Origin of the sequence: Pseudomonas sp. LAM2023, from assembly GCF_016620375.1 — a bacterium.
Lineage (GTDB): Bacteria > Pseudomonadota > Gammaproteobacteria > Pseudomonadales > Pseudomonadaceae > Aquipseudomonas > Aquipseudomonas anuradhapurensis.
In genome coordinates this window covers 381,278-407,071 of sequence record NZ_JAENHV010000023.1, presented here as the reverse complement: position 1 = coordinate 407,071, position 25,794 = coordinate 381,278, and the positions used below count along the sequence as shown (strand labels likewise).

At 63.5% G+C, this 25,794-nt stretch carries 25 protein-coding genes; 13 read left to right on the top strand and 12 right to left on the bottom strand.

Translation table 11 applies throughout. The features are described 5' to 3' along the window. Window positions 1–130: 130 nt before the first annotated feature. The gene (radA, locus tag JKP78_RS14810; RefSeq protein ID WP_186675249.1) at window positions 131–1,501 is read left to right on the top strand and encodes a DNA repair protein RadA; all 1,371 of its coding nucleotides are present in this window, start codon (window positions 131–133) and stop codon (window positions 1,499–1,501) included. Between the two features lie 94 nt (window positions 1,502–1,595). Here radA and JKP78_RS14805 read toward each other — a convergent pair whose 3' ends face one another. After that, entirely contained in the window at window positions 1,596–3,113 is a 1,518-nt protein-coding gene (locus JKP78_RS14805; RefSeq protein ID WP_186685457.1) for a nucleobase:cation symporter-2 family protein, read from the bottom strand. A gap of 263 nt (window positions 3,114–3,376) precedes the next feature. Continuing rightward, entirely contained in the window at window positions 3,377–3,739 is a 363-nt protein-coding gene (locus tag JKP78_RS14800; RefSeq protein WP_170032616.1) for a PilZ domain-containing protein, read from the bottom strand. 165 nt (window positions 3,740–3,904) lie between these two features. Between JKP78_RS14800 and JKP78_RS14795 the strand changes: the two genes are divergently transcribed. The 3 genes from JKP78_RS14795 to yjiA all read left to right on the top strand — a co-directional run bounded on the left by JKP78_RS14795 (window position 3,905) and on the right by yjiA (window position 7,345). Then, window positions 3,905–5,971 carry a carbon starvation CstA family protein gene (locus JKP78_RS14795; RefSeq protein WP_186685456.1) on the top strand — a complete coding sequence of 689 codons (2,067 nt, stop codon included), beginning with the start codon at window positions 3,905–3,907 and terminating at the stop codon, window positions 5,969–5,971. A gap of 13 nt (window positions 5,972–5,984) precedes the next feature. After that, complete coding sequence (locus JKP78_RS14790; RefSeq protein ID WP_029614786.1) at window positions 5,985–6,182, top strand: YbdD/YjiX family protein; 198 nt, start codon at window positions 5,985–5,987, stop codon at window positions 6,180–6,182. A 185-nt stretch (window positions 6,183–6,367) separates the two neighbouring features. Beyond that, complete coding sequence (yjiA, locus tag JKP78_RS14785) at window positions 6,368–7,345, top strand: GTPase (RefSeq protein WP_200626879.1); 978 nt, start codon at window positions 6,368–6,370, stop codon at window positions 7,343–7,345. Here yjiA and JKP78_RS14780 read toward each other — a convergent pair. After that, window positions 7,305–8,792: a methylenetetrahydrofolate reductase C-terminal domain-containing protein gene (locus JKP78_RS14780; RefSeq protein ID WP_200626878.1), complete on the bottom strand. Its 1,488-nt coding sequence runs from the start codon at window positions 8,790–8,792 to the stop codon at window positions 7,305–7,307. The genes yjiA and JKP78_RS14780 overlap by 41 nt on opposite strands. 301 nt (window positions 8,793–9,093) lie before the next feature. Here JKP78_RS14780 and metE point away from each other — a divergent pair, with 301 nt between their 5' ends. Next, entirely contained in the window at window positions 9,094–11,385 is a 2,292-nt protein-coding gene (gene metE / locus JKP78_RS14775) for a 5-methyltetrahydropteroyltriglutamate--homocysteine S-methyltransferase (protein WP_186685453.1), read from the top strand. 309 nt (window positions 11,386–11,694) lie between these two features. On the opposite strand, the gene JKP78_RS14770 is transcribed toward metE, so the two are convergent. Then, complete coding sequence (locus tag JKP78_RS14770) at window positions 11,695–12,873, bottom strand: acetyl-CoA C-acetyltransferase (RefSeq protein WP_200626877.1); 1,179 nt, start codon at window positions 12,871–12,873, stop codon at window positions 11,695–11,697. Window positions 12,874–13,202: 329 nt separating this feature from the next. Here JKP78_RS14770 and fabV point away from each other — a divergent pair, with 329 nt between their 5' ends. After that, on the top strand, window positions 13,203–14,414 hold the full coding sequence (gene fabV / locus JKP78_RS14765; RefSeq protein ID WP_200626876.1) for an enoyl-ACP reductase FabV: 1,212 nt from the start codon (window positions 13,203–13,205) through the stop codon (window positions 14,412–14,414). A gap of 159 nt (window positions 14,415–14,573) precedes the next feature. Then, entirely contained in the window at window positions 14,574–15,482 is a 909-nt protein-coding gene (locus JKP78_RS14760) for an alpha/beta hydrolase family protein (RefSeq protein ID WP_200626875.1), read from the top strand. Between the two features lie 128 nt (window positions 15,483–15,610). On the opposite strand, the gene JKP78_RS14755 is transcribed toward JKP78_RS14760, so the two are convergent. The 4 genes from JKP78_RS14755 to JKP78_RS14740 all read right to left on the bottom strand — a co-directional run bounded on the left by JKP78_RS14755 (window position 15,611) and on the right by JKP78_RS14740 (window position 17,580). Beyond that, on the bottom strand, window positions 15,611–15,952 hold the full coding sequence (locus tag JKP78_RS14755; protein WP_186685450.1) for a HopJ type III effector protein: 342 nt from the start codon (window positions 15,950–15,952) through the stop codon (window positions 15,611–15,613). After that, window positions 15,945–16,241: a DUF1244 domain-containing protein gene (locus JKP78_RS14750; protein ID WP_170032598.1), complete on the bottom strand. Its 297-nt coding sequence runs from the start codon at window positions 16,239–16,241 to the stop codon at window positions 15,945–15,947. The genes JKP78_RS14755 and JKP78_RS14750 overlap by 8 nt, the downstream gene beginning before the upstream one ends. Window positions 16,242–16,250: 9 nt before the next feature. Next, window positions 16,251–16,943 carry a dihydromonapterin reductase gene (gene folM / locus JKP78_RS14745; protein WP_170032596.1) on the bottom strand — a complete coding sequence of 231 codons (693 nt, stop codon included), beginning with the start codon at window positions 16,941–16,943 and terminating at the stop codon, window positions 16,251–16,253. Between the two features lie 76 nt (window positions 16,944–17,019). After that, complete coding sequence (locus JKP78_RS14740) at window positions 17,020–17,580, bottom strand: antibiotic biosynthesis monooxygenase (RefSeq protein ID WP_200626874.1); 561 nt, start codon at window positions 17,578–17,580, stop codon at window positions 17,020–17,022. 217 nt (window positions 17,581–17,797) lie between these two features. Between JKP78_RS14740 and JKP78_RS14735 the strand changes: the two genes are divergently transcribed. Beyond that, window positions 17,798–18,733, top strand: a complete 936-nt coding sequence (locus tag JKP78_RS14735; RefSeq protein WP_186685448.1) for a MerR family transcriptional regulator — start codon at window positions 17,798–17,800, stop codon at window positions 18,731–18,733. Here JKP78_RS14735 and JKP78_RS14730 read toward each other — a convergent pair. Further along, window positions 18,718–19,335, bottom strand: coding sequence for a hypothetical protein (locus JKP78_RS14730; RefSeq protein WP_170032590.1), 618 nt, complete (start codon window positions 19,333–19,335; stop codon window positions 18,718–18,720). The genes JKP78_RS14735 and JKP78_RS14730 overlap by 16 nt on opposite strands. A 59-nt stretch (window positions 19,336–19,394) precedes the next feature. Then, window positions 19,395–19,823 carry a PAS domain S-box protein gene (locus tag JKP78_RS14725; protein WP_186685447.1) on the bottom strand — a complete coding sequence of 143 codons (429 nt, stop codon included), beginning with the start codon at window positions 19,821–19,823 and terminating at the stop codon, window positions 19,395–19,397. Window positions 19,824–19,938: 115 nt separating this feature from the next. Here JKP78_RS14725 and JKP78_RS14720 point away from each other — a divergent pair, with 115 nt between their 5' ends. Then, on the top strand, window positions 19,939–20,394 hold the full coding sequence (locus JKP78_RS14720; protein WP_200626873.1) for a flavodoxin: 456 nt from the start codon (window positions 19,939–19,941) through the stop codon (window positions 20,392–20,394). A gap of 60 nt (window positions 20,395–20,454) precedes the next feature. Here JKP78_RS14720 and JKP78_RS14715 read toward each other — a convergent pair whose 3' ends face one another. Then, the gene (locus JKP78_RS14715; protein WP_200626872.1) at window positions 20,455–21,351 is read right to left on the bottom strand and encodes a LysR family transcriptional regulator; all 897 of its coding nucleotides are present in this window, start codon (window positions 21,349–21,351) and stop codon (window positions 20,455–20,457) included. 97 nt (window positions 21,352–21,448) lie between these two features. Here JKP78_RS14715 and JKP78_RS14710 point away from each other — a divergent pair, with 97 nt between their 5' ends. The 4 genes from JKP78_RS14710 (at window position 21,449) to JKP78_RS14695 (ending at window position 24,628) form a co-directional block, all read left to right on the top strand. Continuing rightward, the gene (locus JKP78_RS14710) at window positions 21,449–21,835 is read left to right on the top strand and encodes a CidA/LrgA family protein (RefSeq protein WP_186685445.1); all 387 of its coding nucleotides are present in this window, start codon (window positions 21,449–21,451) and stop codon (window positions 21,833–21,835) included. After that, window positions 21,825–22,511, top strand: coding sequence for an LrgB family protein (locus tag JKP78_RS14705; RefSeq protein ID WP_186685443.1), 687 nt, complete (start codon window positions 21,825–21,827; stop codon window positions 22,509–22,511). The genes JKP78_RS14710 and JKP78_RS14705 overlap by 11 nt, the downstream gene beginning before the upstream one ends. Before the next feature lie 176 nt (window positions 22,512–22,687). Continuing rightward, window positions 22,688–23,593, top strand: coding sequence for an alpha/beta fold hydrolase (locus JKP78_RS14700; protein ID WP_200626871.1), 906 nt, complete (start codon window positions 22,688–22,690; stop codon window positions 23,591–23,593). A 120-nt stretch (window positions 23,594–23,713) separates the two neighbouring features. Beyond that, on the top strand, window positions 23,714–24,628 hold the full coding sequence (locus JKP78_RS14695) for an SDR family oxidoreductase (RefSeq protein ID WP_200626870.1): 915 nt from the start codon (window positions 23,714–23,716) through the stop codon (window positions 24,626–24,628). Window positions 24,629–24,869: 241 nt separating this feature from the next. Here the strand turns inward: JKP78_RS14695 and JKP78_RS14690 are convergent, their stop codons facing one another. Further along, window positions 24,870–25,667, bottom strand: coding sequence for an IclR family transcriptional regulator (locus JKP78_RS14690; protein ID WP_200626869.1), 798 nt, complete (start codon window positions 25,665–25,667; stop codon window positions 24,870–24,872). Window positions 25,668–25,794: the final 127 nt, after the last annotated feature.

The following is a 25,794-nucleotide window of genomic DNA, read 5'->3' as shown; positions in this document are numbered from 1 at the left end:
CTTAAACGCTTCATGCGTTATGTTCAGGGCTTCCGACTGCGGTTAGAACGAATAGTTTTGTCGCACCTCGAGGCGTTCGAGACACGTCCAGCTCGGCTATCATGGCGGTTTTTCCCAGGAGACCCCAGCCATGGCCAAGGCCAAGCGCTTGTATGGCTGCACCGAATGCGGTGCCACCTTTCCCAAATGGGCCGGCCAGTGTGGCGAATGCGGGGCCTGGAACACCCTGGTCGAAACCATGATCGAAAGCGGCGCTGCCGCCGCGCCCGGCAACGGCCGCACCGGCTGGGCCGGGCAGCAGGCGCAGATCAAGACCCTGGCCGAAGTCAGCGTCGAGGAAATCCCGCGTTTCACCACCAGCAGCACTGAACTGGACCGCGTGCTGGGCGGGGGCCTGGTGGATGGCTCGGTGGTGCTGATCGGTGGTGACCCCGGTATCGGCAAGTCGACCATCCTGCTGCAGACCTTGTGCAACATTGCCGTCGGCATGCCGGCACTCTACGTTACCGGTGAGGAATCGCAGCAGCAGGTAGCCATGCGCTCGCGACGCCTGGGCCTGCCGCAGGACCAGCTCAAGGTGATGACCGAAACCTGTATCGAAACCATCATCGCCACGGCGCGCCAGGAAAAGCCGCGGGTGATGGTGATCGACTCGATCCAGACCATTTTCACCGAGCAGCTGCAATCGGCACCTGGCGGCGTGGCCCAGGTGCGCGAGAGTACTGCGTTGCTGGTGCGTTATGCCAAGCAGAGCGGCACGGCGATCTTCCTGGTGGGCCACGTGACCAAGGAAGGCTCGCTGGCCGGCCCACGCGTTCTCGAGCACATGGTCGACACCGTGCTGTATTTCGAAGGCGAATCCGATGGCCGCCTGCGCCTGTTGCGGGCTGTGAAGAACCGCTTCGGTGCTGTCAACGAACTGGGCGTGTTCGGCATGACCGACCGCGGCCTGAAGGAAGTATCCAACCCGTCGGCGATTTTCCTCAACCGCGCTCAGGAAGAAGTACCTGGTAGCGTGGTGATGGCGACTTGGGAGGGCACCCGGCCGATGCTGGTGGAGGTGCAGGCACTGGTCGACGACAGCCACCTGGCCAACCCGCGCCGGGTGACCCTGGGCCTGGACCAGAACCGCCTGGCCATGCTGCTGGCGGTGTTGCACCGGCATGGTGGCATTCCAACCCATGACCAGGACGTGTTCCTCAACGTGGTAGGCGGGGTGAAGGTACTGGAAACCGCATCCGACCTGGCGTTGCTGGCGGCGGTGATGTCGAGCCTGCGCAACCGGCCACTGGCCCATGGCTTGCTGGTGTTTGGCGAGATCGGCCTGTCGGGCGAGGTACGGCCGGTGCCCAGTGGCCAGGAGCGCTTGAAGGAAGCGGCCAAGCATGGCTTCAAGCGGGCCATCGTGCCCAAGGGCAACGCGCCGAAAGAGGCCCCGGCGGGGCTGCAGGTGATTGCCGTTACCCGGCTGGAGCAGGCACTGGATGCACTGTTCGAGTAACTCGTAGCCTGGACCGGCCTTATCGCCGGTTCAGACAAACAAAAAAGGGGCCGACGATGCGCATCGGCCCCCCACCTCACCGCTCAGTCAGTGGTCAATGTTCGGCGACCGGCGTGCGCCTGACCGTCTCATTGCCATGTTCATCCAGCTCCAGCATCGGCACTTCATTACCTTCGGCATCGAACAGCTTGCCATCCTTGAAGTAATCGCCATCACGCAGCGCTGAAATGTCCGAGTACTGGATGGTGCGCTCGTAGGCTGCAGCGAACACCGACTGGTTTTCCGAGTTGCCAGCGGTGAAGTGGTTGAAGATCAGGTTCAGCAGGATGGCCATGATTGCCGCCGAGCTGATGCCCGAGTGGAAGATGGTCTCGAACCAGTTCGGGAAGTGATGGTAGAAGGTCGGCGCGGCAATCGGGATCATGCCAAAGCCCAGCGAGGCGGCGACGATGATCAGGTTGACGTTGTTCTTGTAGTTGACCTTGGACAGGGTGCGGATACCGCTGGCTGCCACGGTGCCGAACAGCACGATGCCGGCGCCCCCCAGTACCGGCGTCGGCACGGCAGCAATCACCCGGCCCATGATCGGCAGCAGGCCGAGTACCACCAGGATTACGCCACCGGTGGCCACCACGTAGCGGCTCTTGACCCCGGTCACCGCCACTAGGCCCACGTTCTGGGCGAACGCGCTCTGGGTGAACGAGCCGAAGATCGGCGCCAGGATGCTCGACGCCATGTCGGCGCGCAGGCCGTTGCCCAGGCGCTTGGAGTCGACTTTGGTGTCGATGATCTCACCCACGGCGAGGATGTCGGCCGAGGTTTCCACCAGGGTCACCATGATCACGATGCACATCGACAGGATCGCGGCGATGTGGAACTCCGGCATGCCGAAGTGGAACGGCGCGGGGAAGGCGAATATCGGGCCTTCGGTGACCTTGCTGAAGTCGGTCATGCCCAGCGCCCAGGCGATCAGGGTGCCGACCACCATCGCCAGCAGGATCGACAGGCGCGAGATGGTCGCACTGCCGAGCTTGCTCAGCAGCAGCACGATGGCGAAGGTCAGCGCCGCCAGGCCGATGTTGGCCACGCTGCCGAACTCTGGCGAGGCGCTATTGCCGCCCATCACCCAGCGGGCGGCCACCGGCATCAGGGTCAGGCCGATGGTGGTGATGACGATACCGGTTACCAGCGGCGGAAAGAACTTGGTAATGCGCGAGAACACCGGGGTAATGAGAAAGCCGATCAGCGACGCGGCCATGACTGCGCCCAGTACGCCTGGCAGGCCACCGCCGCCTTCGCTGCTGAGGATCGCCCCCATGGTCGCCACGCCAGCGAACGACACGCCCTGCACCAGCGGTAGCTGGCAACCGAAGAATGGCAGGCCCAGTGTCTGCAGCAGGGTGGCCAAGCCACCGGCAAACAGCGAAGCGGCGATCAGCATGCCGATTTCGGCGCCGTTCAGGCCCGCGGCCTGCCCCAGGATCAGGGGTACCGCGACGATCCCCCCATACATGGTCAGCACATGCTGCAGACCATAGGCCAGGTTGGCCCCAAGGCCGAGGTTTTCGTCCTCGGGGCGCTTGGCGGGAGACGTGCTAGGGGACGTAGTCATGGAGCAGGCTCTCTGTTTATTGTTGTGTCGCTACTGTAGACATTTCCGACAAATGAATGCCACAAAAATTGTATACAATTTTTTGATCCGAGCGCGCACATGGGCGCTGGCGCTGGGCACCAGAACCCAATGCAGGAGGCGTACCATGTTGGAAAAGGCTGGATTAGAGAGGTGTGTACAATACGTCGCGACCCAGGCTTAAAGCTGTCTGGGTAGACAGGAAACACAAGATGCGGATTTTCTTAGCTAGCTAAGAGATCCCATTATTCGATCAGTTCACGCAGTTCGCGCATCATTTCGGTGCTGTCGGCCAGGTTCAGTTCCACAAGACGGTGCAAGTGGGACATCGACTCGACATCGATGTACAGGCAGATGAAGCCCAGGCGGGTGGGCTCCTCATGGCGCAGTTCCACCTGCATCTGCACGCGCACATCGCGGTCCAGGTGGATGACTGCATCGAAGTCCTGGGTAAGGTCGGCATCCCACGGCTCGGGGCGCTTGACCAGCAGGCCCTTCAGCGACACATCCAGCAGTTTTACCGGCCAGCGGCGGTCGCCCTGGCGCAGTTCGGTGGGGGCATCGAAGTCGATGCGGCGGAAGCGCCGACGCTCGTCGTGATCGCTCATGGGAAGGCCCTCGGATGACATCCTGACTATAGTTAGTTTGACCTGTGCATCAGGTACCGCAATCTGGCCGCAGAGGCTCTAGGCCAAAGCAAGTGTGGCAATGCGCGATGACACGCCCTAGACTCGATGGGCGGTCTTTTCCAATCCACCAGCTGGAAGCAAACCATGAACAACAATAATAGCCTGCTACGCCACATTCCGTGGCTGGCGCTGGCAGTCATAGGAGCCTGCGCGCTGGGTGTGGTCGCCCTGCGTCGCGGCGAGGCGATCAATGCCTTGTGGATCGTGGTCGCGGCAGTGGCCATCTACCTGGTCGCCTATCGTTACTACAGCCTGTTCATCGCCACCAAGGTGATGCAACTCGACCCGCGCCGTGCCACCCCGGCGGTGCTCAACAACGACGGCCTGGACTACGTTCCGACCAACAAACACATTCTTTTCGGTCACCACTTCGCCGCCATCGCCGGTGCAGGCCCATTGGTTGGCCCGGTACTCGCCGCGCAGATGGGCTACCTGCCCGGCACGCTGTGGCTGATCGCCGGCGTGGTGCTGGCCGGTGCGGTGCAGGACTTCATGGTCCTGTTCCTGTCCACCCGCCGCAACGGCCGCTCGCTGGGCGACATGGTGCGCGAGGAGATGGGCCGCATCCCCGGCACCATCGCCCTGTTCGGCTGTTTCCTGATCATGATCATCATCCTCGCGGTGCTGGCGCTGATCGTGGTCAAGGCCCTGGCCGAAAGCCCGTGGGGCATGTTCACGGTGATGGCGACCATCCCGATCGCGATGTTCATGGGCGTCTACATGCGCTACATCCGCCCGGGCCGCATCGGCGAGATCTCGGTGGTCGGCGTGGTCCTGCTGCTGGCCTCGATCTGGCTTGGGGGCCAGATTGCCGCAGATCCGGTGTGGGGCCCGGCGTTCACCTTCACTGGCGTGCAGATCACCTGGATGCTGGTGGGCTACGGCTTCGTCGCCGCCGTGCTGCCGGTATGGCTGGTGCTGGCGCCGCGTGACTACCTGTCGACCTTCCTCAAAATCGGCACCATCGTCGGCCTGGCCATCGGTATCCTGATCATCGCGCCCGAGCTGAAAATGCCGGCGCTGACCCAGTTCACCGACGGTACCGGGCCGGTGTGGAAGGGCACCCTGTTCCCGTTCCTGTTCATCACCATTGCCTGTGGTGCGGTGTCCGGCTTCCACGCGCTGATCTCTTCGGGGACCACGCCCAAGCTGCTCGACAACGAAACCAACGCCCGCTACATCGGCTACGGCGGCATGCTGATGGAATCGTTCGTCGCCATCATGGCCATGGTCGCCGCCTCGGTGATCGAGCCTGGCGTGTACTTCGCCATGAACAGCCCGGCCGCCGTGGTCGGTGCCGACGTGGCATCGGTGGCGCAAACGGTCAGCAGCTGGGGCTTCCTGATTACCCCGGAACAGCTCGAGGCCACGGCCCGCGACATCGGCGAGCATACCGTCCTGGCGCGTGCCGGTGGTGCACCGACCCTGGCGGTGGGGATCGCGCAGATCCTTCACCAGGTGCTGCCGGGTGAGAACACCATGGCCTTCTGGTACCACTTCGCGATCCTGTTCGAGGCGCTGTTCATCCTTACCGCGGTCGACGCCGGTACCCGTGCCGGGCGCTTCATGCTGCAGGACCTGCTGGGTAGCTTCGTGCCGGCGCTCAAGCGCACCGAGTCGTGGACTGCCAACCTGATCGGCACCGCCGGCTGCGTGGCGCTGTGGGGCTACCTGCTGTACCAGGGGGTGATCGACCCGCTGGGTGGCATCAACACGCTGTGGCCGCTGTTTGGTATCTCCAACCAGATGCTGGCCGGTATCGCCCTGATGCTCGGCACCGTGGTGCTGATCAAGATGAAGCGCCAGCGCTATGTCTGGGTCACGCTGCTGCCGGCCGTGTGGCTGCTGATCTGCACCACCACCGCAGGCCTGATCAAGCTGTTCGACCCGAACCCGGCGGTGGGCTTCCTGGCCCTGGCCAAGAAGTACAGCACCGCGCTGGAAGCCGGCCAGGTATTGGCCCCGGCCAAGGATATCGGGCAGATGCAGCACGTGATCTTCAACGCCTACACCAACGCCGGCCTGACCGTGCTGTTCCTGGCGGTGGTGTTCAGTGTGCTGTTCTTTGCCGTCAAGGTCGGTTTCGCCGCCCTCGGCCGCAAGGAGCGTACCGACAAGGAAACCCCGTTCCAGGCCCTGCCTGACGCTTGAGAGGACTGCTGCGATGTTCAACGACCTGGGTCGACTGGGTAAATACCTGGGGCAGGCAGCCCGCCTGATGGTCGGCATGCCCGACTATGACAACTATGTCGAGCACATGCAGAAGACGCACCCGGACCAGCCGGTGATGAGCTACGAGGCGTTCTTCCGTGAACGCCAGGAAGCGCGTTATGGTGGCAAGTCCGGGCCCAAGTGCTGCTAAGTCCAGGCTAGCGCAGTACTGCGTAGGAGCGGCCTAGTGCCGCGATCGGGCCGCAACGCGGCCCCGGCAATTTTGGCTGCGAAGCTGAAAATCCGGGGCCGCGTTGCGGCCCGATCGCGACACTAGGGCGCTCCTGCAGGGATCGCGCTCCCCCCGTCCATTCCACTGCACAGGAGATGTTCTGCGTGCAGACGCCTATTCCCGTAACCGTACTCACCGGCTTCCTCGGCGCTGGCAAGACCACTCTGCTCAAGTACATGCTCAAGGCCGAGCATGGCCTGAAGATCGCCGTGATCGAGAACGAATTCAGCGAGGCTGGCATCGACAGCCAGCTGCTCGGCGACGAGCCGGTGCAGGTGATGACGCTGGCCAACGGCTGCGTGTGCTGCAGCATCCATGGCGACCTGACCCGTGCCCTGTACCTGCTGCTGGAACGCCTGGATGCAGGCGAGATCGCCTTCGACCGCCTGGTGATCGAATGCACCGGCCTGGCCGACCCGGCGCCGGTGGCGCAAACCTTCTTCATCGATGAAGAGCTGCGTGAGCGCTATATCCTCGACGGCATCATCACCCTGGTCGATGCCGCGCATGCCGAGCTGCACCTGACCCAGGCCATCGCCCAGGCCCAGGTCGGCTTTGCCGATCGCCTGCTGCTGAGCAAGACCGACCTGGTCGAGCCGGCTGTGGTCGACGCCCTCGGCGAGCGCCTGGCCCGCATCAATGGCCGTGCGGCGATCCGCGTGGTCGAGCATGGCCGCATCGACCTGGCGGAACTGCTGGATGTGCGTGGGTTCAACCTCAACCCCGACCTGGGCGCGAACCTGAAGCCAGCGCTGCGCCCGCTGTTCAAGCCCGCTACCCCGGACCGCATCGCCACCTTGGTGCTGCGCACGCAAACCGCTTTGGACATCGACCGCCTCAGCGACTTCATGAACGAGCTGCTGGAAACCCACGGCAAGCAGCTGTTGCGCTACAAGGGCGTGCTGAACATTGCCGGCGAGGCGCGCAAGCTGGTGTTCCAGGGCGTGCTCAAGCTCTACGGCTTCGATTGGGATGTCGAATGGGCCGAAGGTGAAACCCGCGAAAGCGTGCTGGTGTTCATCGCCGACGAACTGCCCGAAGCTACGATTCGGGCTGGGTTCGAGGCGCTGGCTGCGGGCTGAGCTGGCGCGGCGTCTGCGCCTGAAACCACTGCGGCCACGAGCTGCGGTGGCGGGTCTCGACCTCGATGCACGGGATCAGGCGCTCGCTCAGCACCGCCGTCTGCCGTACCGCTTTGGCCGTGCGGTACTTGACGCTGTGAATGCACTCGCGATCGCCAAACTCGCAACGGTTCAGCGCAGTACCGCCGCAAGGGCCGTTGGCCAGGCCCTTGGGGCAGGTTTCCGGGCAGATGTACAGGGTGTCTTCCAGGCGGCAACGGCCGCAGGTATCACAGCCTACCAGCGGCTGCTTCACCGCGCGTTCCACCGTGTGCAGTACCTGCGCGCCAAGGCGCGTGGCCCACAACGGCTGGCGCACCGCCCAGCCAAATGCCTTGCTCAGGGCATTGCGGCGGCTGAACAGCAGCGCATGCATGCCATGCATCAGGTGATAGTGCGCCTTCTCCGCAAATGAGGCAGCGACCCGTGATTCGCCCTGGCGCCAACCAGCCTGTGGCGGGTGGAAACTGACCGCCGGCAGGCCAGGCATCTGCCAACTGGCGTGCCAGGCCGGCGCCCAGTGTTCCAGCGTTTCGATTTGCGCTTGCCAATGCTCGAGGCGTGCTTCCAGCGCCAACAATTCCTTGAGTTCATGAATCCCTGACAGGTGCACACCGGCATAGCCCATCAGCTTGACGCCGATGATCTGCAGCGCCAGGCGGTCGACGCTACGTGCCTGGGCAAAGGCCTTGGACTGGGCCGCTTCAGCTTCGAGCAGGTCGCGCATGGACGGCGTGACGGTCACCCCGGCGACCTGGTCGAGCATCGCCGCGCGGCCATGGGTAAGGCTCATGAGGCAGGCCAGCATCGGCCTGGGCGTGGCCTGGCGGCTCATCCAGTGCATGGCTTCCTGATGCTTGTCGGCATCGAAGCCCAGTTGCAGGGTGAAAAAATCGGCGCCTGCCGCCAGCTTTTTCTCGGCCTTGAAGTACTGGGCGCCGCCTTCTTCCTCACAGTACTTGAACGGGTTGAGGGCCGCGCCGAGCAGCCAGTGCGGGCAGGCCTGGCGGGCAATCTGCAGGGCAGCGACCGACTCCAGGTAGCGCACCGGGCGTTGGCCAGGCTGGTGGCCGGGCAGGCGGTCGCCGGTCAGTAGCAGCAACTGGTCGAGGCCGGCCGCATCCATGCGTTGCAGTTGGGCGAGCAAGTGATGGCGTTCGCGGTCCTTGCCGGAGAAGTGCGGCAGGGCCGGTACCGGGTTGCTGAACGAGGCGAGAGCATCCAGGGGTGACATGTCCAGCGGGCTGCCGACGCGGTCGCCGATGGCCACCGTCATTGGCCAGCCGCACAGATGCGCGCGGGCCAGGATTGCCTCCATGGCAGCGAAACGTTCTGCCGAGGGCTTTGGGACGAATTCCATGACGCAGACGAAGGTGTTTTCGCGCAGCGCGGTTTTCAGCAGGCTCATGGGGCCGGGCACCTGGTGTGGTCAGGGTGGCATTGTGCGGCAGAAGGCGGGTGGGGTCATGCTCTGAATGAGACATGTGTGTGCCTGTGCCGGCCTCTTCGCGGGCGCGCCCGCTCCCACAGGTATTGCATGAACCTGGACGCATGTGGGAGCGGGCATGCCCGCGATGGGGCCAGTACAGACAGCACAAATTCTCGATCATGAGAAAATCTTGAGTTCATCTCAAATTTAATGAGTTTGTCTCAAGATTCCAGCACCCGGAAAATCCCCTCATTCATTTCTGCATGCTGAGGGACAAGACATGGCACTGGCACACAACCTGGGCTTTCCACGTATCGGCCGCGACCGCGAGCTGAAAAAGGCCCAGGAAGCCTACTGGAAGGGTGAACTCGACGAAGCCGGCCTGCGCGCCGTCGGCCGCGAGCTGCGTGCCCGCCACTGGCAAGTGCAGAAAGACGCCGGAATCGAACTGCTGCCGGTCGGCGATTTCGCCTGGTACGATCAGGTGCTGACCCACTCGCTGACCTTCGGCGTGATCCCGCAGCGCTTTCGCAGCCGTGACGGCGCCAGGCCAACCCTGCAAACCCTGTTCGCCATGGCCCGTGGTGCCGTCGGAGACAGCTGCTGTGGCGGCGCCCACGCCCAGGAAATGACCAAGTGGTTCGACACCAACTACCACTATCTGGTCCCCGAATTCACCGCCGACCAACAGTTCGTCCTCAGCTGGGAACAGCTGTTCGAAGAAGTGGACGAAGCCCAGGCCCTGGGCCATACGGTCAAGCCAGTGGTGATCGGCCCGCTGACCTATTTGTGGCTGGGCAAGGCCAAGGGCGGCGATTTCGACAAGCTGGAGCTGCTCGACCGTCTGTTGCCGTTGTATGACCAGATCCTCAACCGCCTGGCTGCCCAAGGCGTGGAGTGGGTGCAGCTGGACGAGCCGATCCTGGCCCTGGACCTGCCCCAGGACTGGAAGAACGCCTACGAGCGCGTCTACAACATCATCCAGCGTGCGCCGCTGAAGAAGCTGATCGCCACCTACTTCGGCGGCCTGGAGGACAACCTTGGCCTGGCTGCCAACCTGCCGGTCGATGGCCTGCACATCGACCTGGTGCGGGCACCCGAGCAGTACCCGACCATCCTCGACCGCCTGCCGGCCTACAAGGTGCTGTCGCTGGGCCTGGTCAACGGCCGCAATGTCTGGCGCTGCGACCTGGAGCAGGCGCTGGAGGTACTGCGCCATGCCCATGAACGCCTCGGCGACCGGCTGTGGGTAGCACCGTCCTGCTCGCTGCTGCACAGCCCGGTGGATCTGGACCGTGAAGACCAGCTGGATGCCGAGCTGCAAAGCTGGCTGGCCTTTGCCGTGCAGAAGTGCCAGGAGGTGGCGCTACTGGCCAAGGCCATCGATGACCCGCAGGCCGCGGAGGTTACCGCTGCCCTGGCGCAGAGCCAGGCCGTACAGGCCAGCCGCGCGGCTTCTCCGCGCATTCACAAACCCGCCGTGCAAGCCCGCCTGGCCGCCATCAAGCCCGCCGACAGCCAGCGCCAGTCGGCGTTTGCCCAGCGTATCGGCAAGCAGCGTGCGCGGCTCGGCCTGCCCGCGTTCCCGACCACAACCATTGGTTCGTTCCCGCAGACGTCGGCGATTCGCCTGGCACGCCAGGCCTACCGGCAAGGCAAGCTGAGCGAGGCCGATTATGTCGAGGCCATGCACAGCGAGATCCGCCACGCGGTGAAAATCCAGGAAGACCTGGGCCTGGATGTGCTGGTACACGGCGAGGCCGAGCGCAACGACATGGTCGAGTACTTCGCCGAGCAGCTCGATGGCTATGCCTTTACCCGCTTCGGCTGGGTACAGAGCTATGGCTCGCGCTGCGTGAAGCCGGCGGTGATCGTTGGCGACCTGAGCCGGCCGAAGGCCATGACCGTGGAATGGATCACCTATGCCCAGGGCCTGACCGGTAAGGTGATGAAGGGCATGCTGACCGGCCCGGTGACCATGCTGATGTGGTCGTTCCCACGCGAGGATGTCAGCCGCGAGGTGCAGGCGCGTCAGCTGGCACTGGCGATCCGCGACGAAGTACTCGACCTGGAAGCGGCGGGGATCCGGATCGTACAGATCGACGAAGCAGCCTTCCGCGAAGGCTTGCCGCTGCGCCACGGCGCCTGGGCCCATTACCTGGAGTGGGCTACCGAGGCGTTCCGCCTGTGTGCTTCGGGCGTGCGTGACGAAACCCAGATTCACACTCACATGTGCTATAGCGAGTTCAATGACGTGATCGAGTCGATCGCGGCAATGGATGCCGACGTGATCACCATCGAGACTTCGCGTTCGGACATGGAATTGCTGGCGGCATTCGAGCGGTTTGCCTACCCCAACGAGATCGGCCCGGGGGTGTATGACATTCACTCGCCGCGGGTGCCGAGCCGCGAGGAAATGGTCAAGCTGTTGCGCAAGGCGGCCCGGCGTATCCCCGCCGAGCGCTTGTGGGTCAACCCGGATTGCGGGCTGAAGACCCGTGGCTGGCCCGAGACCGAGGCGGCGCTGATCAATATGGTTGCTGCTGCCCGCGAGCTGCGTACCTTGGCCTAGGTAGGTGATTTGAGGGGGCAGCGAGGTGTTTGCCGTGATAACTGCAGCGCCTGTGAGACCGAGCGCCGCCCGCGCGGCGCATCGCGAGCTGCGCTCGCTCCTACGTCTGTTTCGGGCCAGTAACGCCTATGACAGTCGCGCGCGACCGCCTGGTTCATATGACGCGATCATTCCGTCATGCGCCAAAACGTTCGCGCGCAAATGCCCCAGAAATAATTGGCCCGAAACAGACGTAGGAGCGAGCGCAGCTCGCGATGCGCCGCGCGGGCGGCGCTCGGTCTCACAGGCGCTGCAGATACGGCGGCGTAATCAGCGCTCGATCGCCAACGCCACGCCTTGCCCACCACCGATGCACAGGGTAGCCAGGCCTTTTTTGGCATCGCGCTTGATCATTTCGTGCAGCAGGGTCACCAGCACCCGGCACCCGGACGCCCCGATCGGATGGCCGAGGGCAATTGCCCCGCCATTCACGTTGACCCGCGCAGCATCCCACCCCAGCGCCTTGCCCACTGCCAACGCCTGCGCGGCGAAGGCCTCGTTGGCTTCGATCAGGTCCAGTTCGGCCAGCTGCCAACCGGCTTTATCCAGGCAACGCTGGGTCGCCGAAACCGGGCCGATACCCATGATCGCCGGGTCTACGCCAGCGCTGGCATAGGCTGCGATCCTGGCCAGCACCGGCAAGCCCAGGGCCTTGGCCTTGGCGGCGCTCATCAACATCACGGCGGCGGCGCCATCGTTCAGGCTGGAAGCATTGCCGGCGGTGACGCTGCCATCCTTCTTGAACGCAGGGCGCAGTTTGCCCAGGGATTCGACGCTGGTGTCCTGGCGTGGTTGTTCGTCTCGCGCGAAGACCTTGGGCTCGCCCTTCTTCTGCGGCAGCACGATCGGCGTGATCTCGGCATCGAAGCGGCCCGCCTCGATCGCCGCCACCGCCTTGCGCTGCGACTCGGCGGCAAACGCGTCCTGCTGTTCACGGCTGAGGCCGTACTTGTCCACCAGGTTTTCCGCCGTGATACCCATGTGGTAGTCGTTGAAAGCATCCCACAGGCCGTCGCTGATCATGCTGTCGACCAGCTGGCCGTGGCCCATGCGCTGGCCGGTACGGGCCGAGGGCATCACATAGGGGGCGAGGCTCATGTTCTCCTGGCCCCCGGCGATGACCACCTCGGCATCACCGCAACGGATGGCCTGGGCTGCCAGGTGTAGGGCCTTCAGGCCCGAACCGCAGACCTTGTTCAGGGTCAGCGCCGGTACGCTGTAGGGCAGGCCGGCCTTGATCGCAGCCTGGCGTGCGGGGTTCTGCCCGGCACCGGCGGTAAGCACCTGGCCGAGGATCACTTCATCGACCTGCGCCGGCTCCAGCCCGGTCTGCTCCAGCAGGCGCTTGATCACGGCGGCACCGAGGTCTACCGCAGACACTGTGGCGAGGGCGCCCTGGAAACTGCCGATGGCGGTACGGGTTGCAGCGACGATAACCACGTCGTTCATGTTGTTGTTCTCCGTGCGATGGGCGTAGTGCTTCAAGCATCGGTGGCTTGGGCTCATTTGTTAAGTTTGTTTTTCTTTGCGATTGATGTGGAAAACCAATGAATAGGCGCACAGCCGACGCGCATCGGCCCCGCGACCAAGTGCACCGGCTGTTGCGCGCCGAACCGTTGCGAAAGGGCCGGTACCGGCGAAGCTCCGTTTTGCATCCCCCTGATCAGCCCGTAATATGTGTCGGATAACCAGCGAGGGTAGTCTCACCCTCTGATCAATTCATTCGGAAACGCCCGATGGTGGCGCTTCCCCGGCATAAACCTGACGAGGTACAGACATTGGCCATCATTCATCCTAAGGTTCGCGGTTTCATCTGCACCACGACTCACCCGAAGGGCTGCGAGCTCAACGTCCGTGACCAGATCGAAGCCACCCGCAAGCTGGGCGTGCGCGAGGATGGCCCGAAGAAGGTCCTGGTCATCGGCGCTTCCAGCGGCTACGGCCTGGCAGCCCGTATCACCGCGGCGTTCGGCTTCAAGGCCGACACCCTGGGTGTGTTCTTCGAAAAACCAGGCACCGAGACCAAGGCCGGCACCGCTGGCTGGTACAACGCTGCCGCCTTCGACAAGTTTGCCAAGGCCGAAGGCCTGTACAGCAAGTCGATCAACGGTGATGCCTTCTCCGACGAAGCGCGCGCCAAGGTCATCGAGCTGATCAAGAACGAAATGGGTGGCAAGGTCGACCTGGTCATCTACTCGCTGGCCTCGCCGGTGCGCAAGCTGCCGCAGACGGGTGAAGTGGTGCGTTCGGCGCTGAAACCGATCGGCCAGCCATACAAGTCGACCGCCATCGACACCAACAAGGACACCATCATCGAGGCCAGCATCGAGCCGGCCACCGAGCAGGAAATCCAAGACACCGTTACCGTCATGGGCGGCCAGGACTGGCAGCTGTGGATCGATGCCCTGGCGGGCGCCAACGTGCTGGCCGAAGGCGCCCGCACCGTGGCCTTCAGCTACATCGGCACCGAAATCACCTGGCCGATCTACTGGCACGGTGCGCTGGGCCAGGCCAAGCAGGACCTGGACGAAACCGCCCTGCGCCTGGACCAGAAACTGGCCGCTGATATCAACGGCGGTGCCAACGTGGCGGTGCTGAAGTCGGTGGTTACCCAGGCCAGTTCGGCCATCCCGGTGATGCCGCTGTACCTGTCGATGGTGTTCAAGATCATGCAGGAAAAGGGTGTTCACGAAGGTACCCAGGACCAGCTGGACCGCATGTTCCGCGACCGCATGTACCGCGCCGACGGTGCGCCGGCCGAGGTCGACGAAAAGGGCCGCCTGCGCCTGGACGACTGGGAACTGCGTGACGACGTGCAGGATGCCTGCAAGGCCATGTGGCCACAGGTGACCACCGAGAACCTGTTCGAGCTGACCGACTATGCCGGTTACAAGAAGCAGTTCCTCAACCTGTTCGGCTTCGAGCGTGCTGACGTCAACTACGACGAAGACGTGGCTACCGATGTGAAGTTCGACTGCGTCGAGCTGTAAGCTGAAACTGCGCTGGCCTCATCGCCGGCCAGCTCCCACCGAGTGTCCCCAGGCCTTTGGGCTTGTGCAATAGTTGTGGGAGCCGGCTTGCCGGCGATAAGGCCAGCACAGGCTGACGATTTTTTGCTAGCTTTGGCGCACCAGAACAGGGAATGTGCCATGAGCAGCCTTGCCCAACCTGCCACCGCCTTTCGCCATACCGCAGCCGACGGCTACAGCCTCGGCGGCTTCCGCTGGCGCCACGCCCAACCTGACAGCCAGCGGCCGCTGGTGATCATCAATGCTGCCACTTCGGTACGCTGCCGCTATTACTCGCGCTTTGCCGACTACCTGTTCGCCCAGGGCTGCGATGTGCTGACCTACGACTACCGTGGTATCGGCGAATCCCGCCCACCATCGCTGCGCGGCTTCCAGGCCTCCTGGAGCGATTGGGGCCGGCTGGATTTCGAAGCCATGCTGGTGCATGCCGCAGAACATTTCCCCGGCCAGCCGGTGGACGTGGTGGGGCACAGTTTTGGCGGCTGTGCAGTGGGGCTGGCACCTTCGGCGAGCAAGGTTCGCCGGGTGGTGATGGTTGGTGCGCAATTCGCCTATTGGCGCGATTACGCGGCTGACCAGCGTTGGCAGCTGTTCGGCAAGTGGCATGTGGTAATGCCGCTGCTCACCCGGGTGTTCGGTTACTTTCCCGGCAAGCGCCTGGGTTGGCTGGAGGACACGCCATCCGGCGTGGTGCACGACTGGACCACCCGTACCCCACGCTATGAGCACCGACCCAGCGGGCGTGCACTGGAGGCACTACCGTTCGCCCAGGTGCGGGCGGCGACGTTGGCCATCAGCCTGACCGACGACCCCTTTGGTACCGTGGCGGCGACCGAGCGTTTGCTGGGTTATCTGCAGGGCGCCAAGCGCCAGCACCTGCGCATTGCGCCTGTGGATATCTCGGTCGATGAAATTGGCCACTTCGCGTTCTTCCGTGACCGCTTTCGCGAAAGTTTGTGGCCGGTGGCCTTGCAGTGGTTGCAGCAGGGTGGGTTGCCGGGTGAGGTGCTGGGAACCATCATCCACTGAGGTTGGTTTCGAGATTTTGGGGCCGCTCTGCGGCCCTATCGCGACACAAGGCCGCTCCTACAAGCGAACGCGGTCTTCTGTAGGAGCGGCCTTGTGTCGCGACGGGCTGCAAAGCAGCCCCGGCTATCTCAAGCCTTGCGCGAAAGCGGCTGCCCGGCAAACTTCACACCTGCCAGGCCATGCTTGATCAGCGCGCGGATGTTGCCATGGTCGCTGCCCTCGGGCGTGGCCAGCACGTCACGGTAGTGCTCGCCAAAGGCCAGCAGCGCTTCCTGGTCGCTCAGCCCTTCCAGCAGCGCCAGGCCCAGGGTCTTGCACGAGCCTTCGTTCTGCCCGGCGGCATTCGCCACGCCGCCGTTGTCGAAGGCTTGTGGCTGGTAGCTGTAATGGTCGGCAATGAACGCCAGGGTGTCGGCAAATAGGTGTTTGCCGCTGGCCAGGCTGGCGCGCAGGGTGTCGAGGTCAGTCACGAGGTTTTCCTTTTTCGAACGCCGCTTGCTGCTCGGCGCTGGCTTCTTTCTGGTATTGGGCTTTCCACTCGGCATAAGGCATGCCGTACACCGCTTCGCGGGCATCATCCAGGCTCACCTCGAGCTGGCGCTCGTCAGCCGCCGCCTTGTACCACTTGGACAGGCAGTTGCGGCAAAAGCCGGACAGGTTCATCAGGTCGATGTTCTGCACGTCGCTGCGTTTTTGCAGGTGTTCGACCAGGCGCCGGAACGCGGCGGCCTCGAGTTCGAGCTGTTGCTGTGGGGTCATGGGCTTCTCTCAGGTCATGCGGTTCTTCAGGTGGCGGCCACCGTTGATGACCACCTGGCTGCCGGTGCTGTACTGGCTGGCGAGCAGGTACTTGACCGTCTCGATCAGCGGGCCGGCGCCTGGTTCGAACTCCAGCAAGGCCTTCTTCAGGGTTTGCTGGCGGTAGGCTTCGTCACCTCCTTCCTTGAGGATCAGCAGCCCGGGAAGAATACCGTTCACACGCACCTTGGGCGCATATTTTTCGGCGAACGACAGCACCATGTTCTGCAACGCCGCCTTGGTTGCGGCATAACCGATATGGCTTTTGCTGCCGCGCGAAGAGGTTTCGTCGCAAATGTGGATGATGTCGGCCTTTTCCTCCCTGGCCAGCAGGTCGCCCAGTGCCAGGTTGAGGTGGTAGGGTGCTTCGACATGCAGGCGGAACATGGTTTCGAGGTTGTCGAGGCCATCGTCCAGCCACAGCGAGGCGTTATGGATGATTGCGCGCAGGCCGTCGTAATGGCTGTGCAGGTAGTCGATCAGGGCCTGGCGGTCGGCCGCCTGGCACAGGTCGGCCTGGAACTGCACGATGTTCGGGTGGGTCGCCCCTGGCTGGGCGCTACGGCTGGCACTGACCACCGTGTGGCCGGCCTGGGCCAGTTCAAGGGCCAGGGCCAGCCCGACACGCTGGCTGGCTCCGGTTACGAGAATTGGGCTGTTCATGTTCGGGCGGTCAACTTGTCTGGTCTGTCGTTGCCGCCCAGCATACCTCAAGAAATTTCCTCTTGTACCGCTGCGCTCAGCGGCTGCGCAGTACTGCTCCACCGCGCGGCGCGGCCTGTAGCCAGCCGGCCAGCAGGCGGGTGGACAGCGGGATGAACAGGTAGACCATCACAGGCGTCAGGGCCAGGGTGCTGAGCAGTACCCGAGGCACCAGGTCCAGCGCTGCCAGCCAGTGGCCGAACACCAGGTTGAATACCAGCGACACCGGGAAAAACGCCAGCCAGATGGCCACGGCCTGCTTCCAGCGCGGTGGTTTTTGCACCATGTTGGTGCCAAACCAGTCATCAATGCCGCTTACGCGCGCTTCTCTGGGGCGTTCAAACAGGCCGTTGCCACGTTGCAACCAGGCCCGGCGCGACGCGGAGTGCTCCCAGGCATGCAGTGTGGGTTCGTCACTGAAGCGGAAGATGATCTGGAACTCATCGCCATCGCTGGGTGGGGCGAGGATGCCGGAGCCGAGGTAGCCGGGAAAGTCGGTAGCCAACTGCTCGCCTTCATGCAGCCAGGCCAGCAGGTCCTGGTAGCGGCCATGGGCGGCGCGGCGCGACACCATCAGGGTGACGGGTGGGGTAGACATCGTGTATCTCCTGGCAACAGGGCTGGCGGGTAGCTGGCCCTTCTGGCTGAAGCGCCCGGGGTGGTGGGCGACACAGGCGTGCATGCAAGAATCGGGCGCGGATTATCGCGTATCGGCGTGCATCGGCAACTGTCAGCCGGCAAACGGTCGATCCCTGTGGCCGTCGACGTCGTAGTAGACTACTGCTCGACTTCCGCCCACAGGGTACTCCGTGAAGATGAACGAACAGGGACGTAATCCAATGATTGATGCGGGCCTGATGCAGCAGGACCTGTTTCCGATCCGTGAGGTTTCCCGCCTGACCGGCGTCAATGCCGTAACCTTGCGCGCCTGGGAACGCCGCTATGGCCTGATCCAGCCAACCCGCACCGACAGTGGCCATCGCCTGTATTCGCAGGCCGACATCGATGACGTGCGGCGCATCCTTGGCTGGCTGGAGCGCGGCGTGGCGGTGAGCAAGGTCGCCAGCATTCTCGCGCGCGACCATGCCCTGGCCGGGCCGACAGGCGGGGTGACGGACGCCTGGGCGCGTTGGCAACAGCAGATTCGCCAGGCGCTGCAACGGTTTGACGCGGCGGGCCTGGACCGCTTGTTCAACGAGGTCTTCGCGGCAACTACCCTGGACCAGGTATTCAGCGAAGTGTTCATGCCGGTGTGGCATGACCTTGCGGTTGGGCAGGGCAGTTACGGGCAGGCCAGCGAGTGGCTGTTCCTTGACCAGTTCCTGCGTGGGCGGGTGTTCGCCCGCTTGCAGCTTGCCCAGGCACCGCGCCGGCGCACGGTGCTGCTGGCGCCGCTTCCGGGGCAATGTCACGAGCTGGAATTGCTGGTGACCAGCCTGATGCTGGGCAGCGACGAAGTGGGAGTTACCCTGCTGCCCAGCGGCCAACCGCTGGCGGAGCTGGCGCTGGTCTGCGAGCGCCTGAAACCGGATGCCCTGGTGTTGTTCTCCCACCAGTCGCTTACCACAGAACTCGGTCGCCGCCTGGCGCGCCTGGTGGCTGGGCTGGAGTGCCCGTTGCTACTGGCTGGTGAAGCGGCGGAGCTGGCTCAGGACAGCCTGGCAGGCAGCCCGATAGCCTGCCTGGGTGCGCAGGGCAGTGTGATGCGCCAGCGATTGCGGCAATTTCTGGCCGGTCAGCTCGATACTTGAGTGTGCAGCTCGGGGTGAGCCCGGCGGTGGGCTTGCAGAATGTAGTCGCGCAGGCGTTCGATCTCTTCTGCCGAGCTTTGGCTGAGGTCGTAGGCAGCCAGGTCCGGGCCGATGCGCCGGCTCAACACACCCAGCAGTTCGATGGGGTTGATACCTTCGGGGGCGAAGCGTAGTTCGAAACGGGCGGGCGCGGCAGGCAGGCCACGGATTTCCAGCAGCGTACCTTTGAACGAGATGTCACGAACCCACAGGCCGCTGTCCTGGCCTTGGGCATCGAGCAACGCGCTCGGCTGCTCCATCGACAGGCGCCACGGGCGCAAGCTGGGGCCGTCTTCGTAGATTTCCGGCGAGCCCAGTTGCAGGTGCAGGGCGTGGAACTCGTCCTCCACCAGTTGCAGCGGGAAGCTGATCTGCTGGTTGTTGAACTGGGCCTGCAAGGTGACTTGTTCGTTGGCTACCAGACGGGTGAGCAAACTCTGGATTCGGCGGTCGCCATTGACCAGCAGGCTCGACATGGGGTCGGCCAGGTTCAGTTGCGGCGAATGCTGCATGCTCTGTATGAAGTCCAGCTCGTCCTGAGTCAGGAGCGCTTCTGCTTGCATGATCGAACTCGAGGGTGACAATTTCTTCAACGGGATTGACCGCGAGCGTCGCGCTTGGTTCAGCTGCGTTCGTCGGGTTTCGGACGAGCGCGCATTTCGGCCAGCTCGCGTTCCAGTTCGACCTGGCGGCTGACTTCTTTCTGGATACCGATGAAGTAGGTGCGCTGTTCGGCGTCGTGCCTGACCGGGGTGATCGACAGTTCATTCCAGAAGGCGCTGCCATCCTTGCGGTAGTTGCGCAGCACTTCGCGGCACGGGCGGCCTTCGGCCAGCGCCTTGCGAATGCGGGCGCGGCCAAGCTGGTCGCGGTCATCGGCCTGCAGGAAGCGACAGTCCTGATAAAGGATCTCGTCACGGCTATAGCCGGTCAGGCGTTCGAAGGCGGCATTCACGTAGATCAGGATGGTGTCGTCGCCTTCCTGTTCGGCGACCACAATCCCGTCATTGGATGCATCGACCATGGATTGCAGTAGTTGCGCGTTGATCATGTTCGGGCCATTGGCGAAGAAGGGCTGAAGATGGCGACTAGAGTAGAGGCAGCCTTTTGCCAGCACTGAATGCTAGTATCCTACGTTTTCACTCAGTTTCGGAATCCTCTACTTGATGAAAGTCGCCATTATTTCCGGATCGGTCTACGGCACCGCCGAAGAAGTCGCCCGTCACGCAGAAGCACTGCTCAAGGCCGCGGGCCTGGAGGCCTGGCATGCGGCGCGCGCCACTTTGCAGGACCTCGAAGGTTTTACCCCTGATGCCCTACTGGCTGTCACCTCGACCACCGGCATGGGCGAACTGCCGGACAGCCTCATGCCGTTGTACTCCAGCATCCGCGATACGCTGCCAGCGGCCTGGCGCGGCCTGCCGGGTGCGGTGATCGCGCTGGGCGATTCCAGTTATGGCGATACCTATTGCGGTGGCGGTGAGCAAATGCGCGAGCTGTTCGCCGAGCTGGGCGTGCGGGAAGTACAGCCAATGCTGCGCCTGGACGCCAGTGAGACGGTAACCCCCGAAGCGGATGCCGAGCCCTGGCTGGCTGAGTTGGCTGTTGCATTGAAAGCCTGACGGTTTCTGTCGCCTGTACCGACCTTTTCGCAGGCCCGCGAACAGGCCAGCAAGGGCGTCTCATTCCTTGTTCTCGAGCACTGGCCGCTCGTTCACCAACGCCAACCACGCCTGCGCTGCCCGTGACAGGTACGCCCCGCGCCGCCAGATGAAGGCGATGTCCCAACGCAGATCCTTTGGTGAGCGCAGCGGCAAACGCACTACCCCGGGGCGTTGCAGTGCTTTTGCCACCACACGGGGCAGCAAGACCACGCCCTGGCCCGCCGCCACCAGCGCGGCAAGGAAGTCTGCCTGGCCACTGCGCCCGCCTTCCTTGGGGGTAAAGCCTTGTTGCTGGCAAGCCTTCAGCAACCGGTCGTTGAGCACGAAGCTGCGCTGGTACAACAGAAACGGAGTGTCGGCCAATTGCCACAGGTCTACCTCGTCCTGGTCCGCCAGCTCGTGGCCGACCGGTAGCAGGGCATCCAGTGGCTCGTTGCAGAAAGGCTGGTAGTCGAACGCCTCGTCAGCAGGTGTCAGGCTGCCGCCCAGCTCCAGCTCGCCACTTCTGACTGCCTGCTCGACACTGCGGCTACCGCCCTCGAGCAGTTGGATGGCGATGTTCGGGTGGCGACGCCGATACTCGGCGAACAACCCGGCAAACAGCGCGTCGCTGCCCAGCATCGGCAAGCCCAGGCGCAGTTCGCCGCGGCCCATCTGGCTGAGGTCGTCCAGTTCGCCCAGCAGTGCCTGGCGTTGGCGCAGCAAGGCTTCGCCACGCTCGAGCACGATGCGCCCGGCCGCCGTCAGGTGCAGTTGTGAAGCCTGGCGCTCCAGTAATGGCTGGCCCAGATCTTGCTCCAGCTGGGCAACTTGCTTGCTCACGGCCGACTGGCTGATGTGCAGGGTTTGCGCCGCCTGGGTGAAACCACCGCGATGGACGACTTCGATAAAGCTGCGCAGCTGTTTGAATTCCATGGTCGCAATTCCATTCTGGAATGGCTTGTAGTCTAACAATTCGCTTCTGGCCTAGGCAGCCGAATCTTAAAATGAGGGCCTGTCGAGGACTCCCCCCATGAAACCCGCGTTATTGAAAAAAGCCCTGCGCCTGCTAATCGAGCTGGCGATCCTTTGTTCCCTGTTCCTGTTCGGCGGCCAGCTTGCCGCCTGGCTGGGCTGGCCGATACCGGGCGGTGTGATGGGCCTGGCATTGCTGCTGTTGCTGTTCGCTTCAGGTGTGCTCAAGCCGGCCATGCTGCAATTGGGAGCAGGCTGGCTGATGGCCGAAATGCTGCTGTTTTTCATTCCGGCGTTGATGAGCCTGCTCGATTACGGCGCCCTGATCCGTGACGAAGGCTGGCGCATCTTGTTGGTGATTGCCGTGAGCACTTTGATGGTGATGGTGGTGACCGCATTGACCGTGGAGCTGGTGTGCCGCTGGAGGTTGCGCCATGAGCCTTGAACCCATGCCGCTGTTCTGGCTCGCCCTGACCCTGCTGGCCTATCTGGGCAGCCGCTGGTTGTACCGGCGCAGTGGCCGCTACCTGCTGTCGCCGCTGATCCTGGTGCCGGTCCTGCTGCTGGCGGTGGCGGTGCCGCTGCACACCGCCTATGCCGAATATGCCCGCAATACCCATTGGCTGATGAGTGTGCTCGGCCCGGTGACCGTGGCCTTCGCGGTGCCGATCTGGCAGCAGCGGGCCATGCTCGCGCGCCACTGGCCGGCACTGATGGTGGGCATGGTTGCCGGCAGCAGTGCCTCGATCGCCAGTTCCTGGGGGCTGGCTCATCTGCTCGCGCTGGACAGTGCGACCAGCCTGTCGTTGGTGCCGCGCTCGATCACAACGCCTTTTGCCATGCCGCTGGCGCATGACCTCGGTGGCGTACCGGAGCTGACTGCGGTATTCGTGATGTTCACCGGCGTGCTCGGGGCCATGTTCGGCGGCGTTCTGCTGCGCTGGTTGCCGTTGCGTACGCCGCTGGCACGTGGGGCGCTGTTTGGTGTCGGTGCTCATGGTGCAGGGGTCAGCCGTGCGCACGAGGTGGGTCGCGAGGAGGGTTCGGTGGCGGGCCTGGTAATGGTCCTGACCGGCCTGCTGAACCTGTTCGCGGCGCCGCTGCTGGCCATGCTGCTCTGACCGTTCGTGCCACTGACTCGCTCAGTCATCAAGCTGGCTGGCAATGCAAGTTCAAGGCCCTGGGCTGCTGGCTAGACTCAGCCTCGACTCAGAGAGCACATGTAAGTGCCGAGGTGACATGCTATGAGCACAGCCTTGCCTTGTTCAGCCAACACCACTTCACCGGGACCTTTCTGATGCCCATGGCCGAAATTCCATTGTGCGTCTGGCGTACCCGGGGACAGGGTTTCACCTTCCGGGGCCAGAGCATCCGCTACTGGACCGCAGGGCAAGGAGAGCCCCTGCTGCTGTTGCACGGTTTCCCCACCGCCAGCTGGGATTGGCATTACTTGTGGGGGCCTTTGGCCCAACGCTTCCGGGTAATCGCCTGCGACATGCTCGGCTTTGGCGATTCGGCCAAACCGGTCGATCATGTCTACAGCCTGATCGAGCAGGCCGACCTGCAGCAGGCCTTGCTCGCCGAACTGCAGGTCGACCAGCCGGTGCACCTGCTGGCCCACGACTACGGTGGCAGCGTGGCCCAGGAACTGCTGGCGCGGCATTACGAACAGCGCGCCCGCATCGCCAGCTGCGTGTTCCTCAACAGCGGGCTGTTTCCGGAAAGTTGCCGCATGCTGCTGATCCAGAAACTGCTGCTCAGCCGTGTGGGCTGGCTGGTAGGGCGCTCGTTCGGGCGCGACGACCTGGTGCGCAACCTTATCCAGGTCTATGGCCCTTGCACCCATCCCAGTGAAAGTGTACTGGATGATTTCTGGAGCCTGATCACCGCCAACCATGGCACGCGCGTGCTGCACAAACTGGTTGGTTACATGCCGGAGCGCAGGTTGTACCGCGACCGCTGGGTTGGCGCGATGCAACGCGAAGGCGTGCCGCTGCGCTTGATCACTGGCATGGTCGACCCGCTGTCCGGCGCGCATATGGTCGAGCGCTATCGGCAACTGGTACCAGCGCCGGACACCGTTCAGTTGCAAGGCATCGGCCACTATCCGCATACCGAGGCGCCGGTCCAGGTGCTACGCCATTACCTCGTGTTTCGCGAACGACCGCTGCGCAATTACCCGCAGAAGATGGCCTGGTCCTGACCAGGCCTTTCGACCATCGCGTTGCGTTATTGTCAGGCATTCAGCCGGCAGGCGCTTGATTGTCCGTTCGCCTTCGGCGGCGGACACTCGGCGGACCTGAACCTGCCTGGAGCCATGAGCATGAGCGAGCCTGTCCGTCTGCAAGATCGCGTGGTGATCGTCACCGGAGCCGGCGGCGGCCTGGGCCGTGCCCATGCGTTGCTGTTCGCTGCGCGTGGCGCCCGGGTGGTAGTCAACGACCTTGGTGGTTCCACCCATGGTGAAGGTGCCAGCGCCTGCGCCGCTGACCGGGTTGTCGAGGAGATCCGCGCCGCTGGCGGTAGCGCCATTGCCAGCCATGACTCGGTCAGCGATGGCGCACTTATCGTCGAGCAGGCCCTGGACAGCTTCGGCAGGGTCGATGTGCTGGTGAACAACGCAGGTATCCTGCGTGACAAGACCTTTCACAAGATGGAAGACAGCGACTGGGAGCAGGTCTACCAGGTGCATGTCGAAGGGGCCTACAAGGTCACCCGCGCCGCCTGGCCGCACCTGCGCGAGCAGAACTGGGGGCGAGTGATCTTCACCGCGTCCACGTCCGGTATCTACGGCAACTTTGGCCAGGCCAACTATGGCATGGCCAAGCTGGGCCTGTACGGATTGACCCGCACCCTGGCGATCGAGGGGCGCAAGCACGGCATCCTGGTCAACGCCATCGCACCTACCGGTGGCACGCGCATGACCGAGGGGCTGATTCCGCCCCAGGTGTTCGAGCGGCTCAAGCCCGAACTGGTCAGCCCGCTGGTGGTGTACCTGGGCAGCGAGCAGTGCCAGGGCAGCGGGGACCTGTTCGAAGTGGGCGGCGGCTGGGTGGGCAAGGTGCGGTGGGAGCGTAGCCTGGGCGTGGGTTTCGATCCGCGTGAAGGCTTTACCCCGGAGCAGGTGGCGGAGAACTGGGCACGCATCGGCGACTTCGAAGGGGCGGTGCACCCGCAGGACAGCTTGCAGGCCTTGCAGCAGATGATGGCCAACCTGCAGAAATACTCGTTGGGCTGAAACCTTCGCTGGCTGTGCCGGCCTCTTCGCGGGCACAGGTGAAGATTATTTTCAGGGCAGATAAAAAAGGCCGCTGCAAGCCGCAGCGGCCAATCGAGACGTCAGATCAAGGAGCTTCAAAATCTACGTCGGTGAACCTCGCAGGCCTGAAAGGCGGGGGGGAGAGCCCTTCATGCCGGCCAGTGAGTTAAGAATAAGCGCTTGATCCTGTAGGAAAAATAGCGGCTTATGACATTCACCTTTACGCATCGGGCAATAGTGCCGCAGGCGTATAGCCCATGCGCCAGCTGGTTTCCCGTGCTGCCGCCAGCAGCCGTTGCGCCGCCGGGCCGTGCTCGTCGGCATGGAAGATCGAGGTTGGCCCGACCACGGTCATCACCGCGGCGATCCGCCCCATGGCATTGAACACTGGGGCCGACAGCGCATCCACGCCCGGCATCAGCAGCCCGTGCACATGATGCAGGCCACGTGCGCGGATGCCGGCCAGGACTGCCTGGTAATCGGCGGCACTGTGCTGCAGCGCAGCCAGTTCCTGGTCCCGCAATTCAACGGTTTCGCGCTCGGGCAGGTAGGCGGCGAACACCAGCCCGGTGGATGAGCTGAGCAGCGGCAGTACCGAACCGATCTGGGTGACCACGGTAACCGCGCGTACTGCCGGCTCGATGCTGACCACGGTCGCGCCCTGGTTGCCCCATACGGCAATGAAGCAGCTCTCGTTCAGTTCATCGCGCAGTTGCGACAGCGGCAGCGCGGCAACCTTGAGCACATCAATGCTGCCCAGCGCCGCCAGCCCCACCCGCAGGGCCTCGCGCCCCAAGGCGTAATGGTTGGTGGCTGCATCCTGCTCGGCAAAGCCGCTGGCAATCAGGGCCTGCAGGTAACGGTGCACCTTGCTCGCCGGCATCTGCACATGCTCTGCCAGGCGCGACAGCGAGGTGGAGGGGGAGAGTTCCGCAAGGGCCTTGAGAATGTCGGTACCAACCTCTGCCGAGCGGACTTTCTGCTTGCCGTTGTCGGCGGGGGAACTGGCTTTGGCCATGGACATCTGTTTCCGGATTCTTCGCGTCGCGCCTTTATAGCTTGACGCCTTGTTCGTAGCAAATTACGTTATTCGTAATCTGATTACGATAAAAACAATGCAGACGTGCTGCCAACCCGATCGGGAC

Bases quoted from the DNA above. Each gene is read 5' to 3' on its own strand.
- radA (WP_186675249.1), top strand. From the start codon at position 131: ATGGCCAAGGCCAAGCGCTTGTATGGCTGCACCGAATGCGGTGCCACC.
- JKP78_RS14805 (WP_186685457.1), bottom strand. From the start codon at position 3,113: ATGACTACGTCCCCTAGCACGTCTCCCGCCAAGCGCCCCGAGGACGAA.
- JKP78_RS14800 (WP_170032616.1), bottom strand. From the start codon at position 3,739: ATGAGCGATCACGACGAGCGTCGGCGCTTCCGCCGCATCGACTTCGAT.
- JKP78_RS14795 (WP_186685456.1), top strand. From the start codon at position 3,905: ATGAACAACAATAATAGCCTGCTACGCCACATTCCGTGGCTGGCGCTG.
- JKP78_RS14790 (WP_029614786.1), top strand. From the start codon at position 5,985: ATGTTCAACGACCTGGGTCGACTGGGTAAATACCTGGGGCAGGCAGCC.
- JKP78_RS14780 (WP_200626878.1), bottom strand. From the start codon at position 8,792: ATGAGCCTGCTGAAAACCGCGCTGCGCGAAAACACCTTCGTCTGCGTC.
- metE (WP_186685453.1), top strand. From the start codon at position 9,094: ATGGCACTGGCACACAACCTGGGCTTTCCACGTATCGGCCGCGACCGC.
- JKP78_RS14770 (WP_200626877.1), bottom strand. From the start codon at position 12,873: ATGAACGACGTGGTTATCGTCGCTGCAACCCGTACCGCCATCGGCAGT.
- JKP78_RS14760 (WP_200626875.1), top strand. From the start codon at position 14,574: ATGAGCAGCCTTGCCCAACCTGCCACCGCCTTTCGCCATACCGCAGCC.
- JKP78_RS14750 (WP_170032598.1), bottom strand. From the start codon at position 16,241: ATGACCCCACAGCAACAGCTCGAACTCGAGGCCGCCGCGTTCCGGCGC.
- folM (WP_170032596.1), bottom strand. From the start codon at position 16,943: ATGAACAGCCCAATTCTCGTAACCGGAGCCAGCCAGCGTGTCGGGCTG.
- JKP78_RS14740 (WP_200626874.1), bottom strand. From the start codon at position 17,580: ATGTCTACCCCACCCGTCACCCTGATGGTGTCGCGCCGCGCCGCCCAT.
- JKP78_RS14735 (WP_186685448.1), top strand. From the start codon at position 17,798: ATGAACGAACAGGGACGTAATCCAATGATTGATGCGGGCCTGATGCAG.
- JKP78_RS14730 (WP_170032590.1), bottom strand. From the start codon at position 19,335: ATGCAAGCAGAAGCGCTCCTGACTCAGGACGAGCTGGACTTCATACAG.
- JKP78_RS14725 (WP_186685447.1), bottom strand. From the start codon at position 19,823: ATGATCAACGCGCAACTACTGCAATCCATGGTCGATGCATCCAATGAC.
- JKP78_RS14720 (WP_200626873.1), top strand. From the start codon at position 19,939: ATGAAAGTCGCCATTATTTCCGGATCGGTCTACGGCACCGCCGAAGAA.
- JKP78_RS14715 (WP_200626872.1), bottom strand. From the start codon at position 21,351: ATGGAATTCAAACAGCTGCGCAGCTTTATCGAAGTCGTCCATCGCGGT.
- JKP78_RS14710 (WP_186685445.1), top strand. From the start codon at position 21,449: ATGAAACCCGCGTTATTGAAAAAAGCCCTGCGCCTGCTAATCGAGCTG.
- JKP78_RS14705 (WP_186685443.1), top strand. From the start codon at position 21,825: ATGAGCCTTGAACCCATGCCGCTGTTCTGGCTCGCCCTGACCCTGCTG.
- JKP78_RS14700 (WP_200626871.1), top strand. From the start codon at position 22,688: ATGCCCATGGCCGAAATTCCATTGTGCGTCTGGCGTACCCGGGGACAG.
- JKP78_RS14695 (WP_200626870.1), top strand. From the start codon at position 23,714: ATGAGCGAGCCTGTCCGTCTGCAAGATCGCGTGGTGATCGTCACCGGA.
- JKP78_RS14690 (WP_200626869.1), bottom strand. From the start codon at position 25,667: ATGGCCAAAGCCAGTTCCCCCGCCGACAACGGCAAGCAGAAAGTCCGC.